21 protein-coding genes are annotated in these 22,925 nt (G+C 36.1%); 10 read left to right on the top strand and 11 right to left on the bottom strand.

Translation table 11 applies throughout. The annotated features are described in order from the left end of the window. Window positions 1-50: 50 nt before the first annotated feature. A complete protein-coding gene (locus tag MHI34_RS05215) occupies window positions 51-692 on the bottom strand; it encodes a YfbR-like 5'-deoxynucleotidase (protein ID WP_080717022.1) in 642 nt (213 codons plus the stop codon). Window positions 693-864: 172 nt separating this feature from the next. Here MHI34_RS05215 and MHI34_RS05210 point away from each other — a divergent pair, with 172 nt between their 5' ends. After that, window positions 865-1,305, top strand: a complete 441-nt coding sequence (locus MHI34_RS05210; RefSeq protein ID WP_036117885.1) for a DUF2269 family protein — start codon at window positions 865-867, stop codon at window positions 1,303-1,305. Between the two features lie 152 nt (window positions 1,306-1,457). Here MHI34_RS05210 and MHI34_RS05205 read toward each other — a convergent pair whose 3' ends face one another. The 5 genes from MHI34_RS05205 to MHI34_RS05185 form a co-directional block, all read right to left on the bottom strand. Continuing rightward, window positions 1,458-3,299: an ABC transporter permease gene (locus MHI34_RS05205; protein ID WP_342504181.1), complete on the bottom strand. Its 1,842-nt coding sequence runs from the start codon at window positions 3,297-3,299 to the stop codon at window positions 1,458-1,460. Next, the gene (locus MHI34_RS05200) at window positions 3,289-4,074 is read right to left on the bottom strand and encodes an ABC transporter ATP-binding protein (protein ID WP_197413021.1); all 786 of its coding nucleotides are present in this window, start codon (window positions 4,072-4,074) and stop codon (window positions 3,289-3,291) included. Before MHI34_RS05200 ends, MHI34_RS05205 begins: the two co-directional genes overlap by 11 nt. A 145-nt stretch (window positions 4,075-4,219) precedes the next feature. Continuing rightward, on the bottom strand, window positions 4,220-5,206 hold the full coding sequence (locus MHI34_RS05195; RefSeq protein WP_036117876.1) for a sensor histidine kinase: 987 nt from the start codon (window positions 5,204-5,206) through the stop codon (window positions 4,220-4,222). After that, window positions 5,203-5,892, bottom strand: coding sequence for a response regulator transcription factor (locus MHI34_RS05190; RefSeq protein WP_036117873.1), 690 nt, complete (start codon window positions 5,890-5,892; stop codon window positions 5,203-5,205). The genes MHI34_RS05195 and MHI34_RS05190 overlap by 4 nt, the downstream gene beginning before the upstream one ends. A gap of 137 nt (window positions 5,893-6,029) precedes the next feature. After that, window positions 6,030-9,071 (bottom strand): ATP-binding protein, encoded by a 3,042-nt coding sequence (locus MHI34_RS05185; protein ID WP_342504180.1) that lies wholly within the window; start codon window positions 9,069-9,071, stop codon window positions 6,030-6,032. Between the two features lie 294 nt (window positions 9,072-9,365). Here MHI34_RS05185 and MHI34_RS05180 point away from each other — a divergent pair, with 294 nt between their 5' ends. Beyond that, window positions 9,366-10,382: a GGDEF domain-containing protein gene (locus tag MHI34_RS05180; RefSeq protein ID WP_036117870.1), complete on the top strand. Its 1,017-nt coding sequence runs from the start codon at window positions 9,366-9,368 to the stop codon at window positions 10,380-10,382. Window positions 10,383-10,441: 59 nt separating this feature from the next. On the opposite strand, the gene MHI34_RS05175 is transcribed toward MHI34_RS05180, so the two are convergent. Both MHI34_RS05175 and MHI34_RS05170 read right to left on the bottom strand, forming a co-directional pair. Continuing rightward, entirely contained in the window at window positions 10,442-11,593 is a 1,152-nt protein-coding gene (locus MHI34_RS05175) for a response regulator (protein WP_342504179.1), read from the bottom strand. A 35-nt stretch (window positions 11,594-11,628) separates the two neighbouring features. Next, on the bottom strand, window positions 11,629-11,808 hold the full coding sequence (locus MHI34_RS05170) for a YjfB family protein (RefSeq protein ID WP_141905175.1): 180 nt from the start codon (window positions 11,806-11,808) through the stop codon (window positions 11,629-11,631). A gap of 298 nt (window positions 11,809-12,106) precedes the next feature. Between MHI34_RS05170 and MHI34_RS05165 the strand changes: the two genes are divergently transcribed. From MHI34_RS05165 to nhaC, 5 genes are all read left to right on the top strand, one after another. Continuing rightward, window positions 12,107-12,883, top strand: a complete 777-nt coding sequence (locus tag MHI34_RS05165; protein ID WP_036117861.1) for a 3D domain-containing protein — start codon at window positions 12,107-12,109, stop codon at window positions 12,881-12,883. A gap of 189 nt (window positions 12,884-13,072) precedes the next feature. Then, on the top strand, window positions 13,073-13,621 hold the full coding sequence (locus MHI34_RS05160) for a superoxide dismutase family protein (protein WP_036117859.1): 549 nt from the start codon (window positions 13,073-13,075) through the stop codon (window positions 13,619-13,621). Between the two features lie 192 nt (window positions 13,622-13,813). After that, entirely contained in the window at window positions 13,814-13,957 is a 144-nt protein-coding gene (locus tag MHI34_RS05155; RefSeq protein ID WP_170829843.1) for a hypothetical protein, read from the top strand. Between the two features lie 205 nt (window positions 13,958-14,162). Continuing rightward, the gene (locus tag MHI34_RS05150) at window positions 14,163-15,272 is read left to right on the top strand and encodes an amidohydrolase (RefSeq protein ID WP_036117856.1); all 1,110 of its coding nucleotides are present in this window, start codon (window positions 14,163-14,165) and stop codon (window positions 15,270-15,272) included. A gap of 282 nt (window positions 15,273-15,554) precedes the next feature. After that, window positions 15,555-17,003, top strand: coding sequence for a Na+/H+ antiporter NhaC (gene nhaC, locus MHI34_RS05145; RefSeq protein ID WP_271912200.1), 1,449 nt, complete (start codon window positions 15,555-15,557; stop codon window positions 17,001-17,003). Between the two features lie 62 nt (window positions 17,004-17,065). Here nhaC and MHI34_RS05140 read toward each other — a convergent pair whose 3' ends face one another. Continuing rightward, entirely contained in the window at window positions 17,066-18,307 is a 1,242-nt protein-coding gene (locus tag MHI34_RS05140; protein WP_271912201.1) for a hypothetical protein, read from the bottom strand. 80 nt (window positions 18,308-18,387) lie between these two features. Between MHI34_RS05140 and MHI34_RS05135 the strand changes: the two genes are divergently transcribed. Together MHI34_RS05135 and MHI34_RS05130 are read left to right on the top strand one after the other, a co-directional pair. Then, window positions 18,388-19,500: a dipeptide epimerase gene (locus tag MHI34_RS05135; protein ID WP_036117901.1), complete on the top strand. Its 1,113-nt coding sequence runs from the start codon at window positions 18,388-18,390 to the stop codon at window positions 19,498-19,500. Between the two features lie 11 nt (window positions 19,501-19,511). Continuing rightward, window positions 19,512-20,195, top strand: a complete 684-nt coding sequence (locus MHI34_RS05130; protein WP_036117848.1) for a hypothetical protein — start codon at window positions 19,512-19,514, stop codon at window positions 20,193-20,195. A gap of 59 nt (window positions 20,196-20,254) precedes the next feature. On the opposite strand, the gene MHI34_RS05125 is transcribed toward MHI34_RS05130, so the two are convergent. Further along, a complete protein-coding gene (locus tag MHI34_RS05125) occupies window positions 20,255-20,965 on the bottom strand; it encodes a Fe-S oxidoreductase (protein ID WP_036117844.1) in 711 nt (236 codons plus the stop codon). Between the two features lie 118 nt (window positions 20,966-21,083). Between MHI34_RS05125 and MHI34_RS05120 the strand changes: the two genes are divergently transcribed. Further along, window positions 21,084-21,515 carry a DUF4395 domain-containing protein gene (locus tag MHI34_RS05120; protein ID WP_342504178.1) on the top strand — a complete coding sequence of 144 codons (432 nt, stop codon included), beginning with the start codon at window positions 21,084-21,086 and terminating at the stop codon, window positions 21,513-21,515. 281 nt (window positions 21,516-21,796) lie between these two features. On the opposite strand, the gene MHI34_RS05115 is transcribed toward MHI34_RS05120, so the two are convergent. Then, window positions 21,797-22,759 (bottom strand): multidrug resistance efflux transporter family protein, encoded by a 963-nt coding sequence (locus MHI34_RS05115; protein WP_036117785.1) that lies wholly within the window; start codon window positions 22,757-22,759, stop codon window positions 21,797-21,799. Window positions 22,760-22,925 lie beyond the last annotated feature (166 nt).

Genomic DNA, 22,925 nt, shown 5'->3' with positions numbered 1-22,925 from the left:
TAAAAAAAGCCTTCCGTGAATTTTTCAATCGGAAAACTTGTACATGCATCTTATTTATTTGGCTTTAGTACTTCATCTGTTAAGGCTTGAATATCGATATGCGTTTTTTCCTTTACTGCATCCTTTAAAATTTCTGTGCGGAAATATTGCACTGTTGCTTCAAGTGGAATCGCCAAAAGCTTTGAAAGGGCTGATTGGTACATATAGACAAATTCTTTGTCAGTATTGCCACGCTTTAATTCAGCGAAAGCTTCATAAAATTGATCGAGCTTATCCGCAAATTCGAGCAAACGCCCCTCTAACGTGTTGTCCTTACCTTCCTTCATCCGTTCAAAGAATATAGCCTGAAATTCTTGTGGAATTTCATTGATAATAAATTTTTCCATCATCTTTTCTTCCACATGTGCTAGCATTTGCTTTAGCTCTGGACTCGCATGTTTGACAGGGGTCTTTATATCTCCAATAAAAACTTCAGCAAAGTCATGGTTGATGGTTTTTTCATATAAGGACTTCCAATCCACTTCTGCTCCATTCATTTCTTCTAATGTTGCGAAGAACATTGCGTATTGTGAGACTTTCCAAGAATGGGCAGCCACATTATGCTCTTCGAACTTGAAGCGACCAGGGCAGCGAATGATACGCTCTAAGTCATTAAGGTTTGTAAAAAATTGATGAATTCCTATAAAAATCATTCCTTTTTGTTCTATAAATGCATGTTACTATAAACAATACCCTCTTTGTGCAGTTTTCAAACAATTTAACAATGATTCAAGCTGTGTTTACAAAGGATTCACAATTGCTGATAAAGTAGACTTAGGTTGGGTGCTATAATGTAGAGGACTGATGAAAAGGGGAGTACACATCATGTTTTCCATTTATACACTTCTTCTTTATATACATATTTTAAGTGCCGTTCTTTCGATTGGGCCTTTGTTCGTTGTGTTAACGATTGTTAAAAAAATGCGCACAGCTTCCAATGATGAAATGCCACCATATATAGAAGCGTTTAAAGGGGCTATTGCTATTGTTAAACATTCAGGACATGTCCTAGTAGCCTCAGGTATTTTGCTAATGTGGTATGCAGGCTATCATTGGAATACTTCATGGATTGTCATGACCTTCCTTGTGATGTTTGCATCCATTGTATTTTTAGCTAGAGCGTTTAAACCGACGTTACGTACATTTAATACGCCTTCTTATAATCAACAACAATTTGTTTCTCTTTTACAGCGTAAAACGTGGATGTATATTTTATTATTGCTTATCATGCTTTGGTTAATGGTAGCAAAGCCGATTTTCTGGTAAAAAGAGCATGGAACAAAAAGATTTTAGCCAATAAAACCCGGACTATTTGACAAAACACAATTAGTGTCTTGTCATAGTTCGGGTTTTCTGCGTATATCTATTTGTTAATTGTATCTAGATTGCGTGATGGCCAAAGTTGTGGTCCAGCCTCTTTAGCTTACAAGGCGTTTAAAATAGCTTTTACGAATAAATAGGTAACTAATGAGGAAAAGCACAAAGAAACAGCAAGAGCTAGCCATGGAAACCTGTAAAAATGCCGTAGAGACCATTGTACGCATAGACAATAATGTCGTCAGCAATAGCATAATGGCAATAGTGAACGGCACAAATATAAGGATCGCTAACTCTTTGGCAATAACGGTAGCTAATTCTTTTTTGGAAAGCCCTAGCTTACGGATGCCAATATACTTTTCCTTCTCCTGTAGTAATGTAGTTTGCAAATAGAAATACAGTATACTCATGGCAGCACTTAAGAAAATTAAACTTAACATAGAGCCTATAAAGAACATGACGCTTTTGATAAACATCTCCGTGTCATACAAATCAATTTTGGAAGTAACATAACGTTCTCCAGGTAGAGATGGTATGTTTTTAGTAATTATATTCGCCAATTCTATATGGGCTGCCCAGTTGTCTAGCTCATAAATATAGGTTTTATAAACTGGGTAGTCTATGGCTTGGTAGATGCTGTCAGGTACAATGAAATAACTATGCTGGAAACCAGTAGATAGCAGATTTTGCTCAATCGTTTTAGTAAGTTTGAACGACTTTATATACGGGTCACTGGCATTGTCTGTTATAGTCGCTACACCTCGACTTCCTGCTACAGCAATAAATTCATTTTGATGTAGGACATTTTCCTGTTGTTGTAACAGGTTATAATCCGTTAATGCCATATAGCCAATGCGTTGATCCTCATTTGATTTAAATTCAATAAAAAACTTTTGTGCACGAACCGATGATAGATTATTTTCAAGATAATCAAGATCAGCCTTTACCATATTGTCGTCAGCCTTTGGATCAGCAATGTATTGAAAGCTATACGGGTAATTTTCTTCACTATCCTTTTTTACATTGTAATAAGAGCTAAATAAAATGCTAGTGCATAGAAAGACACCGCTTAATAGGATAGTGACTAGAAACAGCATATTTGCATGTGATTTCATTTTTGCATTTAAATTGGATGCCAACAGCATATTCGTTTTACGAAGATAGGCAGGGGACCTTTCAAATATTTTTAAAAATAGCCTCAAGCCCTGTGCGATGACTAAATGAATTGTACAAAGAATACTAGTGAAAAATAACAGATAATAGAGAATACCTAGCGTGTCTACAATGGCATGCTCGGTTTTTAAGAAGTACGCTAATATACCAGTTATCATTATGCTTAAAATGAACAACACATAATGCGGCTTAATCGATTTTTCGATAATCGTATCACTTTTTAAGAGCTGAATAGATGCTTCTTTATTAATGAACCTCGTTATGACTGTCGATATCACCACAAATAAAATCAGAAATAAACCAATCGTTAAGCCAATTGCTTGTAGAGGGATGTACATACCAAACGTTTCTGCCTTTAAAACAACCTTGGCCCCCATTAAAAAAAGTGGCGTAATGACAAGTCCGAGAACGATCGCAAATAGAATAGCTAAAATGCCAATTAACAAATTTTCTCGGAATACAAGCTTACGAATTTGCTTCATGGAAGCTCCCGTAATCATAAATATTCCTAGCGTTTTGGTCTTCTTGCGTAAAAACGCCATAATTGAATAGGTGATATAAATAAAAGAAAATAAATAAACGAGCATACTAGCTAACATCAGTGAGATACCAAGTGTCGAATCGGGGTCTAAGCTTTTCAGACTTGGATGAAAGACGATCACAGAAAATAAAAAGAAAATAATAATGGAAAACATGCTACTTAAGAAATAAGAAACGTATGTCCATTTGTCCCGTAAAATATTTTGAAGGACGATGTGATTAAAGCTCATGATGCCCACCACCTAAAAAAGCAAGCGTGTCCATTATTTCTTGGTAAAATTGCTTGCGGTTGTTGCCACGATGTATTTCATTATACAACTTGCCATCTTTCATAAAAATAATTCGATTGGCGAAGCTGGCTACATAAGGATCATGGGTCACCATGAGAATAGCTGTTTTGAGCTCGTGATTAATGGAGGTAAATAAGTTCATCACATCATTGACCGCCTTTGAATCTAGATTTCCTGTAGGTTCATCTGCTAACAATAGGCTAGGCTCATGAATAACAGCTCGAGCTATGGCTACTCGTTGTTTTTGTCCACCTGAAATTTCATAAATACGTTTAGGTAACAGTTCCTCGATACCAAGAAATTGAGCGACATGCTTTAAGCGCTGACGCATTTTGGGTGCAGGAAAGCTATCTAATGTTAATGGCAATAAAATATTTTCTTTCACTGTTAGTGTATGCACAAGATTAAAATCTTGAAAAACAAAGCCTAGTTCAGAGCGTCTAAACTGGGCGAGTTCTTCATCATTTAAGACATAGGGATTTCTATTATTGATGATGATATCACCAGCAGTAGGCCGATCAATAGTAGATACACTATTTAAAAATGTTGTTTTTCCACTACCAGAAGGACCCATGACAGCTACGAATTCCTGTTGACTTAGCTGAAAATCAATTCCGTTTAACGCTTTATATGTGAGCTCACCGATATATTCTTTTTGTAAATTGGTTACTTGAAGTATTGTATTCCCCACTTGAAACAACTCCTTTATGATCATTAGATAACTTTAGTATAAAAAAGGAGCGGGATATAACCTATTTCGCTTGATGACGTGAAGATGACAAAGTTGTCATCTTCGTTCATGTTGAAAAAGGATGACGTCATAGTAGAAAAAGCCCTCTTGGCTGACACAGTTCCTATGTTTATTTTTTTTGGCTGTTTGAAAAATTTATGGAAAAAGTCGTAACACGGTCAGAGGATTGAAGAGTGAAGGGGTGATCTAATGTAGTTAATATCTTTTTCACTAAATATAATCCTATACCTGTTGCTTCGCCACTCGTTCGCCCCTTCATACCCGTATAAAATAAATCAAACACTCGTGATATTTCGCTAGTAGGGATTGTTTCACCATAGTTTTTTATGTGTAAAGTGGCGTTGTCATAATGAATTTGAATTGTGCTTGCTATGTCACTATATTTAATGGCGTTATTGAACACTTGATAAAGTACAATTTTTAACCATTTTCGATCTGAATAAATAATATGGTTTTCAGCAAGCATCATTTTTGGAAAAATGTCATTCATGATAAAGTAATCCTTCAAATCATTGATGACCTCCTGCACTAGTTCCTTTAAAACAATGGGTTCAACTTTTAAATCGGCTACTAAATGAGATGTGCGCTCATACGTTAATAGCTGATTAAGTGTAAATGTCAGTTTATCGCATTCTTTATTAACGATTTGCCATTGTAGTAATTCTTCAGTAGTTTTGTTGGATGCGGATTGAACAATTAATTGAATAACAGATAATGGCGTCTTCATTTGATGTGCAAAATGTGATAGAACCAATTGCTTTTCTTGTGCTTGTTCGTCTAATTGTTGTTGCTGAGTTAAAAATAGATACTGTATTTGTCTCAATCTTTCGCTATAAACTTGTTCAATTGGTGCACGTGGTTCAAACAGATGAAGATCCTCCTGTGTGTGGATATCTTTCTGTAGATGCTTATAAAACTTTCGTCTACGATAATAACGACCTAGTAGCCATATACTAAACAGAAAGCTGGCAAGAAAGATAAAGTAGCCATAGTGTGACGCAAGGTCATCTAAAGTATGAATAATCCAAGGTAATAGCAGAAAGCTTATGCCATAGAGAATAAGAATGCTTAGATGTTCTCGAAAGAATAGCTTCATTTACCTTCCTCCACTAATTGATAACCTAGACCACGAATGGTTTTAATCTCAAGTTGTGAGTGGATTGCTTCCATTTTTCTACGTAGTCGACCAATGTTCACGGACAATGTATTTTCCTCTACAAAGGCTTCATCATCCCAAATAGCACTTAGTAGCTTTTGACGAGGCACAACATTGGGATAGGCTTCAAATAATAGCTTACTTAGCTGCATTTCTTTTAATGTTAACAGGCTCTCATTACCTTCTGCCTGAAGACGAACTGTATCTGGATTTAATGTAGTATTAGCTATGGTCATGGTAGTTGTTTCGGTTGAAGCATATTCACCATATGTGCGTCGGAGTAATCCATTAACCTTTGCCATAAAGACGTCTAATGAAAAAGGTTTCGTGATAAAGTCGTCAGCCCCATTTTCAATACCATATACTTGATCAATATCATTTACTCTGGCAGAAACAATGATGATGGGGCAGGTTGAGAGCTGACGAATTTTTCGTGACCAAAAATAGCCATCATAGGTTGGGAGATTGATATCCATAATGACTAGATGGGGTTGAATGGCATTAAATTCTTCGATAATGTGCTGAAATTGTTGGACAGGATAGCATTCATACTGGTACTTGGATAAATGCTCAACGATTAGTGAAGCAATATTTACATCGTCCTCTATTATGTATATTTTGTACATATCTATCGATCCTTCCTTTCTTCATTCTATATGTATAATGTACCCTGATTCCCTTAAATCTATAGAAGAATTGTAATTTGAAATAAGGAATAAGAGCCACTCCAAACTCGGAAAGAGGATGTAATGACTCTTATTTATTATTTTTTGGGAATATGGAAGGTTACATTTGTGCCTTGATTGACTGTACTTTGAATTTGTAATCGCTGACCATAAATTCTTTTAAGGCGTAAATCCGTATTTCGTATACCTATACCAGAGCATGCAGTTTCGTGATTTGCTTGTAATTCCTCTAATAGACTAGGGCTAATTCCCACACCATCATCAATCACGCTAATGGCTATATAAGTTGTGTAATCTTTAATACGGATACAAACAGTACCGCCTTCTGTCTTTTTTAAAATACCGTGTCGAATGGCATTTTCAACTAAAGTCTGTAAAGAAATGGGGGGTATTTCAATTTCTATATTTTCATCAATATCCCATTCAATATGAATTAATTCCCCAAATCGCTGTTGTTTAATGTAAAGGTAAGAGTGAACTAACTCGAGCTCGTGCTCTAGCGGTACAACTCGTTGAAGATTACGAACATCAAAGCTGGCATGTAAATACTCACCAAAATGGTGCATTAAGTCAATCATTCTATCAGTATCAATGGTACTAAGAGAAGCAATCGTATTGAGCGTATTAAATAAAAAATGTGGTTGGATTTGAGCTTGAAGCCAGGCACTTTCCAAATGTAAGTGTTGTTGAATACTGTATTTTAAATCAATTAAGGCGCGACTTCTTACTTTTAACTCTAATGCATTAATAGGTTTTGTTACATAATCATTGGCCCCATAGGCAAAGCCTGTATAAACATCCTCAGGGTGCTTTCTTATTGTTAGTAATAAGATAGGTAATTCGAGCAATGAGTATTGTTTTCGTATTCTTTCGATTACAGCGTAGCCTGAAATATAGGGCAGCATTGCGTCCACAATCACCAAATCCCATGAGGCTTGCTGAATGAGCGTTAAAGCTTTCTCACTGCTTGTAACAGTAGTAACTTTGTATTCAGACTTCGAAAATATACTTTTCATCGTTGTTAAATTTGTAGGATCATCATCAATCATTAAAATACTGAAATGCTTTTCTGATACTGTGGACAGCCCTTGTTCTATAGTTGGTAACTGAGTATTATCTTGAAACATGTAGGATGTATGTTCGCTCTGTTTACTTTCATCTGCAAGCGGTAATGTAAAATAAATGTCTGATCCTTTATTTTGAACAGATTGTATATGCATCGTACCACCATGTAACTCAATTAGTTTTTTTGAAATGAGAAGCCCAATTCCAATGCCTTCATCATGTTCTTGACCTTGTTCATAAGGTGTAAACACAAGACTTTTCACAAAATCGTCCATTCCTTGTCCAGTGTCACGAATGTGGATAATGGCCATATGCTGTTCCTCACGAGCGGTAATTTCTATAGAGCCTTCACTTGTATATTTTAGCGCATTATGCAAAAGGTTAAAAAGGATTTGAATAAGACGATTTTCGTCAGCTAACACATTTGGGAAATTTCGAGGTACCGATGATACCATATGTATTTGCTTTCCATCTATAATAAAACGAAGCATATCAAAGACCCCATAAACAGCACCTTGAAGGTTTACACTTTGTGTATGAAGATGTAAATTACCCTCTTTTAAGCGGGTATAGTCCAGTATGTCGTTTAATGTGAAGGACATACTTCTCCCTATATCAATCAGATGTTTAAGATTTCGATGATCTTCAGCTACAAGTCTATTCTTCGGATTATCATAAATAGACTGACCTAGGGTAATCATCCTATTCATCGGACTCCACAGTTTCTGTGCATTACTTGTGAGAAATTCATCTTTCAAAGTATCCTCCTTTTGTAGTTTTGCGACTAACTTTTGGATTTGCTGGGAGTTCTCATGAAAACGTCTAAACCAATAGCTAGAAAAACCGAGCATAACAAATAAATAATCAAATGGATAAACAGGTATGTCAAATACGTAAATAGATTTGATTAATCCCCATAAAATACCGTTTGTTGTACCAACAGCTGTTAGAGCAATAAAAGCAGAGCTCCTTTTTTGGTTTTCTAAATACTCTCTAAGAGCCAGTACCACGACGTAGAGAAAGGACACTAGATAAAGTACAAAGAAAATCATTTTAGTAGGTACCAGCCACGACATTGGTAAAATTATAATGAATACAGCGTCTAGTACATAAAAGGCAACAATCCATTGAAATGTTTTAGTGCTGTGATATTTAACCAAGAGGACTCTCATAAATTGAACAAAGAAAAAAGAGGCTCCGAGAAAAATAATAGAAGAAAGCTTATAGGACCATACATAATCAAGGTGCAACCAATCTAGCAGAGAGCGATCAAACGTAATTAATTCATCTGCCAAGGGTAGTAGAAAGCCAAATGTAAATAGTAAAACGATAGGTTTCCTATAGATGAACAGAAATACAAGTATGCTAAAAAGAGCAAACAGTATTAGCATAACGACAATTGTTGAAAGAGATAGACCTGTAATTAATTGATGATGAGTCATCGCTGACGCAGTGCCGAATGAAATCCTTTTATTAATAATTGGGCTTTTAGATGTATCAAAATTAGATACATGAAGCATGATGTTAATTTCAGAATGCGTATTTGTAAAATAAACTGTGTAGGGTGCAGCTTGCCCTTTATGATCCTGCCTGTTATCTGCCACTTTACCTGACTGTCCTACAAGTTCGCCATTTATATACAAGGAAGAGGCGGTTGAGATAGCAGGAATACGAATGGCATATCGGCTGTTATCTGCAAGATTAGGTAGCAGAATTTTTAGTTGATAAGTACCATAGGGGTGAATTGTTTTCCCGCCTTTTAGTGTAGGAAGAGTTTGGATAGTATGGTCCTCGATATTTGTCTTTTGACTATTTCCTTTATTTTCAGGATTGACGAACTGTCCAGGGGAATAGAGCCATTCGCCATTTAAAGAAAGAACTTCTTCATTCAAAAGGTCCCGATTGTTCAGATCTACAATACCACCTTGGGCACTAGGCTGATGATTAGAGGGCAGGAAATAGTTTAACCATAGCAATCGTAAAGAAGTAAGGGCTATAAAAATGGCAATTATAATAAGTAGATGTCGGATAGTCGTTTTTCTCAACACAGCCATTTTCCCTCCTAATGTTTTTCTTAAATAACTTCATCTACCATGCCATGGAATTGGAAAAAAGGAAATATGAAGGGGTGTAAAAGAATACTTTAAACCTATATAAATAGAACTATATGGAGGTCGTAGTACTATCGATTTTTTTCCTATTAATCTGAAAAAAGTAAAATCTCATTAGTTTTTAAGTTTTCTTTAAGAGATATGGCTTATGATGATTGAATAAATATATTAAATTTTGAGTTGAAACATAGATAAGATTTAACGAAAAAATCATCTCAATGGGAGAAATGATCTATTGTGGGTAAATTCAAGTTAAAGTTATCGTTTCTTATTGTTAGTATGACGATTGTCGTTGTACTCGCGACATCTAGTATTAGTATTTGGAGTAGCTATCGAAATTTTAATGAAATTTTGAAGGAAAATAAAACAGACATGCAAGAAATCTATGTAAAGGAAGTCTCTACAATTACGGAAGACTATTTACAAGGTGCTAAGACAAATGATCATTCATTAGAACCGTATATGGAACAAGTAGTTGATACTTTACTTGATGAAAGAATGGTTTCTTTTAGTTTGTTTTTTAAGAAAATTATTACCCCAATCATCATAGTTGTAGCAGCTGTGTTGGGCCTAGCTATATGGTTAGCTATCAAAATTACACAGCCTCTAAAAGATCTTTCAACAAAAATTGAAGTAGGTGAAGAGGGCCAGGAGACTGAGGAGATTGCTGATTGGTATTATGAAGCAAAGCTGTTGAAAAACAATGTACAAAAAATGGTGATTTGCTCGCAAAGTAAAATTTCTGATTTAACAGAGCAATTAAACTTAGATTCATTAACAGGAATCCCTAATCGCAGAAGAATGGATCAAACTTTACATGAATTGATTGTAGATAAGGTCCCGCATGCCATCATCTTAATAGATCTAGATGATTTTAAAAGTATAAATGATACATATGGTCATACAGTAGGGGATGAAGTTTTAAAAGCCTTTGCTATTAATATGCAAAACAGTGTGGGGGATCAAGGTTTTTGCTTTAGATATGGCGGAGAAGAATTTATGGTCATCCTGCCTTCAATGAACATAGATGATGCTGTACAATTAGCAGAAAGTCTACGGATTAAGCAAGCCTTACAAGAAACTGCATGTGGTAGACCCGTAACCATGTCTGCTGGAATTACGGCTTTTACACCAAATATCCAGAGTCCTAACCAATTGATAGAAATTGCAGACCATGCTTTGTATAAAGCTAAACAATCAGGACGTAACTGTTTATGTGTAGTTAGAAATATGAGACAAATGATTGTTAAATAATGTGAAAGCATGCTAGTACTGTACACTAGCATGCTTTTTCCTATCCTCAACATGATGGGTTATATACTTTTTTCAAGCTCCTTTGCTTGTGCCTGTACAACATTTTGAAAAAGGTCTGTTGTCTCCTGAGTGGGTGATACATTTAATTCTGACAATAAAAGGCTATTAAAAGAATGATACATTTTTATGGCTTCAGCACGATTACCAATCTCAGTGTAATGCCGAATTAATAGCTGAACAGTTTTATCGGAATATGGATTTAACTCTAAAGCTAACAATAATGAACGTTCTCTATTTTTAAAATTCTGGTTTTTAGTGTAATAATGAATCAATTCATCGAGTAATTGAGTAAATTGTTTATTCATTAAGTTAGCTTTACTGGCAGTCCATGAATAGTCCAATGTCGCCATAAACTCACCATGATAATTTTGGATGAGCTCCTCCGCCTTCTCGATATCCAATCTTCCTGTTTCTGCTTTAGTATTTAAAATATACTCCAAATCATGGGCATCACATTGAAAATCCTCTAGTTTCAAAATATAGCAGCCATTCGTATATTCAATCACATCAGAGTAACCATACGATGAAAGCGTTGTACGCAAGTATGAAACGGTAGTATGCAATTGGACTCTTGCCTTTTTAATATCCGTATCACTCCAAAGTGTATCTAGGATGGTATCACGAGGTACTGGCATATGAAGCTGTAAAAAAAGAAAGGCAAACAATTCTTTTGTTTTAATCGTTCTCCAATGAATTGCTTTTTCTTCATAAGAAACGACAAATTCTCCAAAGCATCTGATCGTAAGCGAAGGCTTTTGATGAGTTTGAGCTGCTAATGTTAGATCTTTCTGGAACAGCTCTTGAATTCTATTAATCGTCGTTTCTAAGCGAGATTTCGAAATCGGCTTTAATAAGTAATCAAGAGATTGTACATCAAATGCTTGAACAGCATAGTCTCGATAGGCAGTTACAAAAATGATACAGATGTTTTTGTCCCATGTTTTTATTAGTTGTGCAACTTCTAAACCGCTCATACCTGGCATTTCAACGTCTAAAAAGGCTACTTGAAAGTCTAAGGTAGGTCCTTCTATCAGTAAGTCTTTTGCTGTAGTAAACGTTTCAATGACCTCAATGTCATCAAATGCATTTAAATGTTTTTTTATATTAACAAGAGCTAATGGTTCATCGTCCATCACAATTACCCGGATCATATAAGGACCACCTTCCGCTAAATATAGCTGCATTATCAGACTGAGATGTCTATTCTTGATCCTTTGTATGGATGTGTAGGAACTTGCTGAGGTAGATCTTGTAATAATTCAATAGCTGTAGATGTGTTCAAATTGAGTGCGTTTTGCATTACGCTCATTTGTACGGTTTGTTGAAGTTCCATCAGCTGTGATGACATGAGTGAATTAATTTCCATTTCTACATTCCCCCCTTTCTTTATTTATCGGCTAAAAATAGCAAATATCTAATATAAAAAAGTCCGAAACTGTGCTACAAAATTATAGATTTTTCACCCTCAAAATCTGCGAATTACTAAAAAATTAATTGAAATTGTATATTTTTCCGTTTTTATAGTAATAATTCCTAATATCAGGCGGATAACCCTGAGTTATTAATTTGCAAACTTATGGTTGCTGTCATAGTAGAGCTTTCAACTCTAGCGTGCTAGCAGCAGATTTGCAACAAATAATAAAATGATGGAGGTATTACTAAACATGAAGAAAAAAGCATTAGCTTTAGCAGTAGCGATGACCTTTGGTTTGAGTCTGTATGCAAGTCCTTCCTCTGCGAAGGACAAATCACCAGGCAATATACTATGGGCAATTCCTGAGATTTATAATTTAACGGTTGGAGAATTCCAGCAACTAAATGAGATGGAGTCGTTGTGGTTCTATCCAGAGCTGGATTTAGTGAAGGACACGACAACAAAAACAGAGTCGGCAAATGAAGATGAATATGTCATCAAAGGCGGTGACACATTATTTTCAATCGCTCGTACAAATAATGTGACGGTTGATGAACTAAAAGCATGGAATAACCTTGGTTCAGATTTAATTTTAGCTGGTGAGTCATTGGCTATTAAGGCTTCGGCTGCAAAACCAAAGCCCAAAACTTCTGAGGGAATTGCAGCTGCAAAACCTGCTACAACGACTACAACTAAACCAGCAAGTGCTCCGGCAAGTGCTCCAGCAACTGGTTCTGGTAAAACATTGACAATGCGTGCGACTGCATATACGGCCTATTGTGAAGGTTGTTCAGGTATTACCGCAAATGGCACAGATATTAGATCTAATCCCAACTTAAAAGTCATTGCAGTAGACCCTAGAGTTATTCCTCTTGGTACAAAAGTTTGGGTGGAAGGCTATGGTGAAGCGATAGCAGCTGATACAGGGGGAGCTATTAAGGGTAATAAAATTGATGTATTTATTCCTACTGAAGGACAAGCACTCCAATGGGGTGTGAAACACGTAACAGTAAAAATTTTAGATTAACTATGAAAAGGGATTTCTCAAGCTTTGGGAAGTCCTTTTTTGATTCAGCAAAAATATTTCATACTAAAAACGATGTACAGAGATTAAAAATACTCCTTTTTCCTAGGAGAGGAGGAGGTCGTATTTATTTGTTTTGTGCATAAGTACTGGGTAAGTTGGTAATCATCAGAAATAGAGGAGGAATTTTTTATGAAAAAAATAAGTTTAATTGGCATTTCTTTATTAGTTTTTGTTGGTGGTTGTAGTTTCTTTAATAAAGAAGAAAAGTTACCTGTAAATGCGACGTCCCCCTTAACGGCTACTGCAAAAGTGATTGGTGCAAATAACGAAAGCTATGGGAATGCGTTTTTTCAAGAAGAGGATAATGGCGTTAGAATGACGCTGGCCTTAACTGGCTTACCGCCAGGCACACATGGTATTCATATTCATGAAGTAGGGAAATGTGAACCACCTAAATTTGAATCGGCTGGTGGACACTTTAATCCAACTAATAAAGAGCATGGTAAATTAAATCCAAACGGCTATCACTTAGGGGATTTACCAAATTTAGAGATTGGTGAGGATGGTAATGTTGATTTAGATTTCCTAGCTGAGGGATTGACTTTACAAAAAGATCAACCAAATTCGTTATTAGATAGCGATGGCAGTGCTATTGTTATTCATGAATCAGCTGACGATTATAAAACAGATCCAGCAGGTAATTCTGGAGCAAGAATTGCTTGCGGTGTAATTCAATAAAATGATGTGGAAGACTGTATCTAATAATTATTAGATGCAGTTTTTTATTATATGGAATAAAATGGTGTTCTATCTAATGATGAGATCAGTTTTATATTTATAATGCATAATGTGTATTATTTATTGCACTTTGCTAAATTACTATTGTATAATTCTTTTATCAGAAAATTCAATCAAATAAGGAGTGATACAATGGGGAAATTGTTAAATTCAAAATTTGAAACGTATTTAATGGATCAAGAGTTTGATTTCTATGAAGAGGAAGAAAAAAATGAGGAGCAAATGGTGAAGGTACATTATGAAGAATATCCAGAAGGGTTTTTTACAAGTTTATAATGAATATTTGATGGGCTATGTTGAAAGTGATGATAACTTTTAACATAGCCCATTACTTTCTGCACCTCTATTTATAAACGGCTTGTTAGGAGCATAATAATGAAATACATCCCTTTACTATTTTAGTTAGGTCTTAAGGCATATGTACTTTTCTGAAATAGATTCATGTATAATGGGAAACAAAAATGCGTATAGAGGTGTAGTTATGTCAAAAGCTTTAACAGTAGAAGAAACGATTTATCAATGGTTTGATCATTTTCACAAATATCCAGAAGTAAGCTGGAAGGAGTTCGAGACAACTAAGAAAATCGCTTCGATACTGGATGAATTACAGATTAGTTATCGTTTACTAGGTGACATACCTGGGTTAATAGCTGAAATTGGAACAGGTGAAGAAATAGTTGCAGTCCGCGCTGATATCGATGCTTTATGGCAAGAAGTTGATGGAAAATGGCAAGCGAATCATTCTTGTGGACATGATGCCAATATGACAATGGTTCTTGGTGCATTACTACTACTGAAGGATCGCCCATTGCAACATCGTGTGCGTTTCATTTTCCAACCTGCTGAAGAATTAGGAAATGGTGCATGTGCAGCATTCGATCGAGGAGCGGTTGATGGGGTAACACATTTATTTGGAGTCCATTTAAGACCAATTGAAGAATTACCACTTGGTAAAGTTTCGCCAGCAATCCATCATGGTGCAGCTTATTTTTTAGAGGGGACTATTCAAGGCATTGATGCGCATGGTGCTAGACCTCACCAAGGTAAAAATGCGATTGACGTCATTGTGGCTGTGCAACAAATGCTACATAGCATTCATTTATCACCATTTGAACCACATTCTGCTAAATTAACGAAAATTATCGCAGATGGAGGTAGTACAAACATTATTCCGGGCAATGCTAGCTTTTCAATGGATATTCGAGCACAGCACAATCAACAGCTCGAATTGCTACGCAGCAAAATTGAGTTTGGTTTAACATCAATACAGCAACAATTTGAAATTGATATGACTTGGAATTGGGTTGATTTTACGCCAGGTGCTGAAGTTTCACCAATTGCGGCAAACATGGCGAAGGCTGCCATCATTGAAACTTTAGGTGAAGAACATTTAGCGGATGAAATAACGACACCAGGTAGTGATGATTTCCATTTCTATACAGTGAAAAAGCCAGAATTAAAAGCAGCGATGATTGGAATCGGGGCAAACCTAACGCCAGGATTACATCATCCTAAGATGACATTTGATCGTAGTGCTTTAATGGATGCTGCAAAAGTACTTGCTTGTGTATTAGAAAAAAAACCTGAATAAAAAAATAATTTTTAAGCTATATGAAAAAATGTAATTTATTTTTTCATATAGCTTTTTTTGCATGAACATTTTCTTAAATGTATGGATATTCAAGGGTTTGCATTGCTTTTTATTGCTACTTGAAAACGTTTTATTACGCTAAAACAAAGGGATTTGCTAGAGAGGCATAAATTTTTTGCGTTGACTTTTAATTTTTTGAATATTAAGCTAAAAAACGTAAAAAATTATTTGCGTCTTTGAAAAACCGAAATGGGATTTGGTGCAAAAAAAGGGGATGGAAGAATGAAAAAGGATATTAATGCAGGTTGGGCACTACTAACTTTTGCAATTATGATTATTACAATGTTGATTACAGTAGTTGTTTTAGAGCAAAGTCCTCACGTACCTCTTCTTGTTGGCACAACTGTAGCAGCAATTGTTGCCAAAATGCATGGATACAAATGGTCAGAAATTGAAGAAATGATGTATAAGGGGATACGACTGGCATTACCCGCCATTGTCATTATTATTTTAGTAGGTTTGACAATTGGGGCATGGATTGGCGGCGGGGTCGTAGCAACGATGATTTTCTATGGCTTAAAATTAATTTCTCCAGCGTGGTTCTTAGTGACAATCATGCTGTTATGTTCAATCGTGTCATTAGCTATTGGTAGTTCATGGTCAACGATGGCGACAATTGGTGTCGCAGGTATGGGTATTGGTTTAAGTATGGGTATTCCAGCAGCTATGATTGCTGGTGCGGTTATTTCAGGTTCATACTTTGGAGATAAGATGTCACCACTATCAGATACAACGAATCTAGCAGCAGGTTTAACAGGTACTAATTTATTTGAGCATATTAAGCATATGCTTTATACAACAATTCCAGCGTTAATTATTTCGCTTGTTGTTTTTGGAATTCTCGGTAGAAAATTTGCAGATGTTTCCATGAAATCAGAAGAAATTTTAACAACGTTAAAAGTGATGGAAGAAAGCTTTGTCATTTCTCCTTTACTATTACTTGTACCAGTGGGTGTTATTGTTTTAGTAGCTAAAAAGGTGCCAGCAATTCCAGCTTTAATTATTGGTATTGTTTCAGGTTTCTTACTGCAAATTTTTGTACAAGGTGGTTCAGCCGCAAGTGCTGTACAAGCATTGCAAGCTGGATTCGAAATCTCGACAGGTAATCACATGGTGGATGATTTATTTAACCGTGGTGGTTTAGATTCAATGATGAATACGGTTTCAATGACCATTGTAGCGATGACTTTTGGTGGTATTTTAGAGTATTCAGGAATGTTAAAAGCGCTTATGAACGTAATTGTGAAGTTTGCTAAGTCTACTGGAAGCCTTATTGCTTCAACTATTGCAGCATGTGTAACAACAAACGCAACTTGTTCTGAGCAATATATTTCAATTGTTGTCCCTTCACGTATGTTTGCGGGGGTATATCAACAACGTGGTTTGCATTCTAAAAATCTATCTCGTGCATTAGAAGATGGGGGAACATTAACATCTGTTTTCTTCCCTTGGAATACTTGTGGTGTATTTATTCTAGCTACTTTAGGTGTAAGTGCTATGGAGTACGCACCATATGCCATTCTTAATTTTGCTGTACCTATTATCTCCATCATTTATGGATATATTGGATTTGCCATTGTTAAATTAACACCAGAGGAAATAGCAGAAGCTGAGAAGCGTAAAAAAGAATTAGAGCTAGAAAGTTCTGAGAATGTAGCGATTGCAGATTAAAATAAAATTCTCGTAGATACATGTTTATCTACGAGAATTCCTTTTTCTTTTGATGCCATCATTTAGTAGGTCGCAAAATTCAATTCATAAATGGTACGAGGGCGACCTTGTTGATGGGTCATTTCCTCACCGACAACGTTTGCATAACCATTATCAACTAATTTTTTGATAATACGTTCGGTTGTTCGTCGTGTAACTTGAAGATATTCAGCAAGATTTTGTGATGTAAATTGTGCGGATTGTCGATCATGGCTGAAATTGATTAGTTTAGAGATATTTAATGGACTGAGGCTTGTTAGCTTAGCCATTTGTAAAACGTAGGGATCATCTGTTTTTAAAGACACTTTACCTTCTGAATTCGGAAAAGGTCCTAATAGATTTTTATGTTCATCAAGAATGAAAATCTCGAAAGGCTTCGTAAATGTTAAAGCTTGCTGTGCATTTTGTGTTGCTTCCAAAATGGAGTAACCATAACCGAATGCTAGCTTAAATGGTTGTTCGATTTGTTGTATTAGTTCTTCTAAGCTTTCCCTTTCTAGTGCATTTTGTAAATGACCTGCGGTTGTGTAGAGCTCAAAGGTGTGGGCAGCAATTTGCTTGTACGTTGAAAAGGTAGCCTTAGCAATTTGATTTAAAATAGTTGATTCGATTGAAGAATCCCCCTGAATTTCTAATAGACCGACAACGGCTTTAAAGGCTTCGGATTTGGTTAGTAATGACTTGGATTTAGTTTCTTCTAGACATTGCAGAATAGAATTTGTAGTATCTAGCATACGCATTGCGGGTATGTGAAGTGCTTGTAATTCATCGAAAACACTATGAATACTTGTAATGACAAATTCTATACTTTTGGCATTCCACAAGGTGATATGACGCTGTAAAATATGTTCAGTTGGTTCTGTAATCGATATATGCTGAACATGTGGCTTAGGTCCGGTATATTCTATTTCTGTTAAAACATTGTCAACGAATGCTGGATTCATGACATCAATGGAAATTCTATCGATTGCTACACTATGTTTGGCTACTAGTGATAAGAGTGTTGTAGAAATGGCTGTTTCATCTTGTTTAATATAATTCCATGGTATTGGGATTTCCGAAAGTAATGACTGGGCATGTAAATAGGGTAATGTTCCTCCTAATAGCAGTGCGTCACATGGTTTAATTTGCTTCATTAAAGTTGGTGCTTCAGATGGGTGGTTGTAAAGATAAAATTCTAATTGAACATCGGCTATGTTTTGTGCGATACTAATAATACGATTCATAAATGCTTTAGAACAAATAATCGCTATTTTGGTAGACATGGGCATCGTTCCTTTTCTATTTTTTTAAATATTTAACGACGTATTAACGACATATATAACGACAAGGGAGATTGATTATGATGAAAATCCAACAAGTAGAAATCTTTGCAATACATTTACCTCTAATTGATCCATTTATCATTAGTTATGCTACATATGATACAATGCCTTCTATTATTTTAAAAGTGACTACCGATACAGGTATTGTGGGGTACGGGGAAGCAGTTCCTGATGAGCATGTAACAGGGGAATCATGGGAAAGCACATATGCTGTGCTAAAACATCAACTTGCTCCTGCGGTTATTGGAGAAAATCCAATGGCTTTTGAAAAGCTGCACGAAAAAATGAATAAAATTGTAAAAGACGTACCAGCTGCAAAAGCAGCACTTGATATTGCTTGCTTCGATATCACTGGGAAAGCATTAGGAGTCCCTGTATACCAACTTTTAGGTGGACGTTATCATGACAAATTCCCAATTACCCATGTATTAAGTATTGGGACGCCTGAAGAGATGGCAGAAGAGGCTGCTAATCGAGTAGAAATGGGCTATCGTTCTTTTAAAATGAAAGTAGGCACAGAGGTAACTCGTGATGTTGCACGCATTAAAGCAGTACGTGAACGTGTAGGTGAAGATATTGCTATCCGAGTGGATGTAAATCAAGGGTGGGGCAATGCGTCTACTACCTTACAGGGTTTACGTGCTATGAAGGATTTAAACATTGATTGGTTAGAGCAACCGGTAGATAGTGAAGATATTGATGGAATGGTTGAGATTAAATCAAAATCCGATGTGTCATTAATGATTGATGAAGGACTTCGTGGTGTACGTGAAATGCGTGAAATTATTGCCAAGCGTGCCGCTGATAAAGTAAATATTAAGTTAATGAAGTGTGGTGGCATCTACCCTGCGATGAAGCTAGCTGTCATGGCAGAGATGGCGGGAATTGAATGTCAAATTGGCTCCATGGTAGAATCATCTGTTGGCTCTGCTGCAGGTTTTCATGTAGCATTCTCTAAGAAAATTATGACAAGTGTAGAGTTAACAGGCCCGCTAAAATTCTCTAAAGATGTAGGGAATCTACATTATGATGTTCCATTTATTTGCTTAAATGAACAGGCTGGGCTAGGTGTAGAAGTGGATGAGGATGTAATCCAGGAACTATGTAAGTTCTCAACTGTTGTAACAGCCTAAGGAGGCGTAATATGGAAAAGATTTATGAAGGTATGCTTGATAAGACGCCGTTTTTTGTCATAAAATTAACGCCTCAGCATTTACAACAAATTGAGGAGTTACAGGTTGAAGTTTATGAAGCATTAGCAGATCAAAGTATCTTGCAGCCTTTAAGTACAGAGGAATTTGAATATATTCTAAATGGCAACGGTATGATGATTGGTGCTTATGTAGAGGACGAATTAATTGCCTTTCGAGCACTGTTAAATCCGCCTATTGATGAGGAACATCTAGGCTATGATTGTGGAATTACGGAAAATGAATTTCAGCGTGTTTTATATCAAGAAATATCGAATGTTTCACCGAAATATCGAGGTTATGGCTTACAAAAAACATTGGCTACAGTAGTAATGAATGCGATTGATTTAGAAAAATATGATTATGTTTGCTCCACTGTAAAGCCATATAATATACCAAGTTTAAAAGATAAATTTTCGCAAGATCTCGTTATTAAAGGCTTGAAAATTAAATATGTTGATAAGCTCCGTTATATTTTCTATAAAGACTTACAACAGGAATTGTCCCCAGTATTTACTGACAAACAAATAATATCAATGGGGGATACAGCCGCACAACAGCAACTGCTAAAACAAGGCTTTCTTGGTACGAGGATGTTTGAAGAAAACAATGATTGGTTTGTTGTATACGAAAAATAAAGTAAAGCCTTACCCTTCGCATAAATTGGTGGAGGGTAAGGCTTTTTTACGAGAGTCTATTATTTCTTCATTGGACAAAAGCCACAGGCCATTAAACCAGGGATATCTTTAGAAAAACAACAAGATTTTCTAACAGGAATATTGATTAAATTCGTAGGGCTCTGACAGCCTGTATATTGCGCCCACCAAGATTTATTTGAGAAGCGTGCCCATGTTTCTGGATTTTCTAAAGCTTCAATATCGTCCATGGCTTGATCGGCCAAGCCTGGATTAGATAACAAAACATGATAGTGCCATAGCAAATAACCAAAGAAGTTTTCCCAAATGGTAAGAGGGGAAATCGATGTTACTTTACGAAGCTGTTGAACAATCACATGGCCATCATAAAGGATTTTCTCAATGACCGCTTGACGTTCATCTTCCTCAACATAACGCCAATCATTTGGATTGGCGAACATGGCAACGGTAAAGCTATTGAATTCCTTTGCAGCATCGAAACGTAATTCGAGTGGCTTGCCATCCCATACCTCATCATAAGCGGCAAGCATATAAAATTGCATAGCAAAGAACATACCATAGCGGCGAGCAAAATGAGAAATAGCGGCCGTTTCTGTTGCGGCATCTGTTATACCCATCATGAGGTTCAAAAAATCAGGATGGTAAAAATCTTTATGTATATCAGCTAATGTAAATAAAGTCCGCTTAGGTTCAGCTGTGTAGATGCTATAGGAATTTAATTGTTGAACTTGATCCATCGTTAAAGCTGGCATGGTAATCCTCTTTTCCTTTGAACTCTGTTAATTTCATTATAAAGTAATCAATTTTGCTTCACAAATGGAATGTCATGCAGTAAAATAAATTAAACATATCTGAAAGGTGGGTTTTAGAATGTTAGTGCCTCATGCAATTCCAAGACCACTCGTTCGACTGAATCAATGGATCATTCTTTTAAGTGTTATCTTTACATGGCTAACAGGGGTTACATGGCTTCTAGTCATTCCACTGACTGCAAATTTATTGGGTATTATATGCCATTATAACCCTATTATTCGTGTCGGTAAGCTATTTCTAAAAAAGGCCCCATCTGCTTATATACCAGAGGATGCACAACAGCAAAAATTTAATTCCAGCATTGCTAGCTTTTGTTTAGGGGTAGGCTTGTTAGGTTATATGTTGAATTGGGCTGTTATCGGTCATATCTTCACTAGCATGGTTGCAATCGCATCATCTATCGCAATCGCAGGTTTTTGTATTGGTTGTTTTCTACATTTTCAATTGAAGCAATGGCAGTACCGTCGTTCATTAAAAAAATCTTTTTAAAAAAGGGAAAAATTTTATTAGATTATTGTTGACAATTTAATTGATAATGATTATCATTATCGTATAAAGATTATTCCTCCGCTACAATACAGTGTAGAGAGGATGAACTTTAGCTACTTTTCTCCAGAAGTTTGCTAGTTCATGATTACGCTCCTAAAACCCCCCTCATTTTTTGGGAACGTGAAAATCTCAGACGACTCATTCTATTTAATAGGATGGAGTCGTCTTTTTTGTTGGTAAATTTATTACGCCTACTAAAAAAACAGCCCATAAAAGGACTGTTAGGAAGATATATTCTGTTGAACAGCATTTTTTTTCCCAATGATCATAGTATAGTAACTATGTAATAGCATACCTACGATGATGACGCCCAGACCTGCAAGTGCAATAGGGCTAGGGAATGCAATACCTAATAATAAAACCTCACCGATAATAACAAATAAAATTTCTGTTGATTGGGTTGCTTCCACAGCGGCTAGTTTCCCTTGATGGTCTCTTACACGATCGGTTGCTATGAAAAACAATACTGTTGCAATGACACCTGAACTAATTCCTACGAGTAATGATTGGAACATCTGACTTGCTGAGGGCAGTCCAACTGTAAGACTGGCATAAATAGCTATGATGATCCATGCTGGCATTGAAGCAATGGTCATACCAAGTACTCGTTGAAAAGTATCGATCCGTCCCCCGCAAATCTCCATCATCTTGCGATTACCAAGAGGATAGGCAAATGCTGCGACGATGACAGGTAAAATACCGAGCATTAAACTTCTAAACGAAACCGATTGTGCATGAGGTATTTGTATAAGTAGAATACCTACTAAGATGACACATGAAATTAGAAGAGATATGAAAGGTATTTTTTGACGTATTGTTTTACCCGCAATAACTGAAACAAAGAGGGGAGCTAATAATACACCAGCAACAATTGTAAATTGCCATGTGCCAGAAACCAACCAACCTGGACCAAACGCTGCGGCAAAGGTTAATGGTGCATAGAATAAAACAAATCCAACAAAGCTCCAAAGTAACCAAGCTATAGGCTGTGCTTTCATTTCACCTGAAAGCTGTGAAAAGCCTTTGCGATAAAAGACAATGATAAGTAAAAAGGGTAGCATGAAAAAGAATCTTAGTGATGCACTCCATAGCCAACTGCCACCTTGCATTTCCATTGCGTGATTTAAAATAAAAGTCACGGCAAAGAAAAGAGAAGCTAAAATGCCTAAGGCAATTTCTTTCATATCGTTCACCTCAATTTGAGTTTAGAGCTTAAACCCTTTATGTAAATTGAAAATTCAGTAATTATTGCTAAAAAAATGACGAAGAAAGGAAAAGCCTTTCTTCGTAACGATGAGTATTGTTCTTTAGCGTGAGTCTAGAATCATTGAACTTACTCGAAAATTCATC

The organism is Lysinibacillus sp. FSL L8-0126, assembly GCF_038630385.1.
In the GTDB taxonomy this organism is placed as follows: Bacteria; Bacillota; Bacilli; order Bacillales_A; family Planococcaceae; genus Lysinibacillus; species Lysinibacillus fusiformis_D.
The sequence above is the reverse complement of the archived record's forward strand: the minus strand, read 5'-3'. Positions and strand labels throughout refer to the sequence as shown.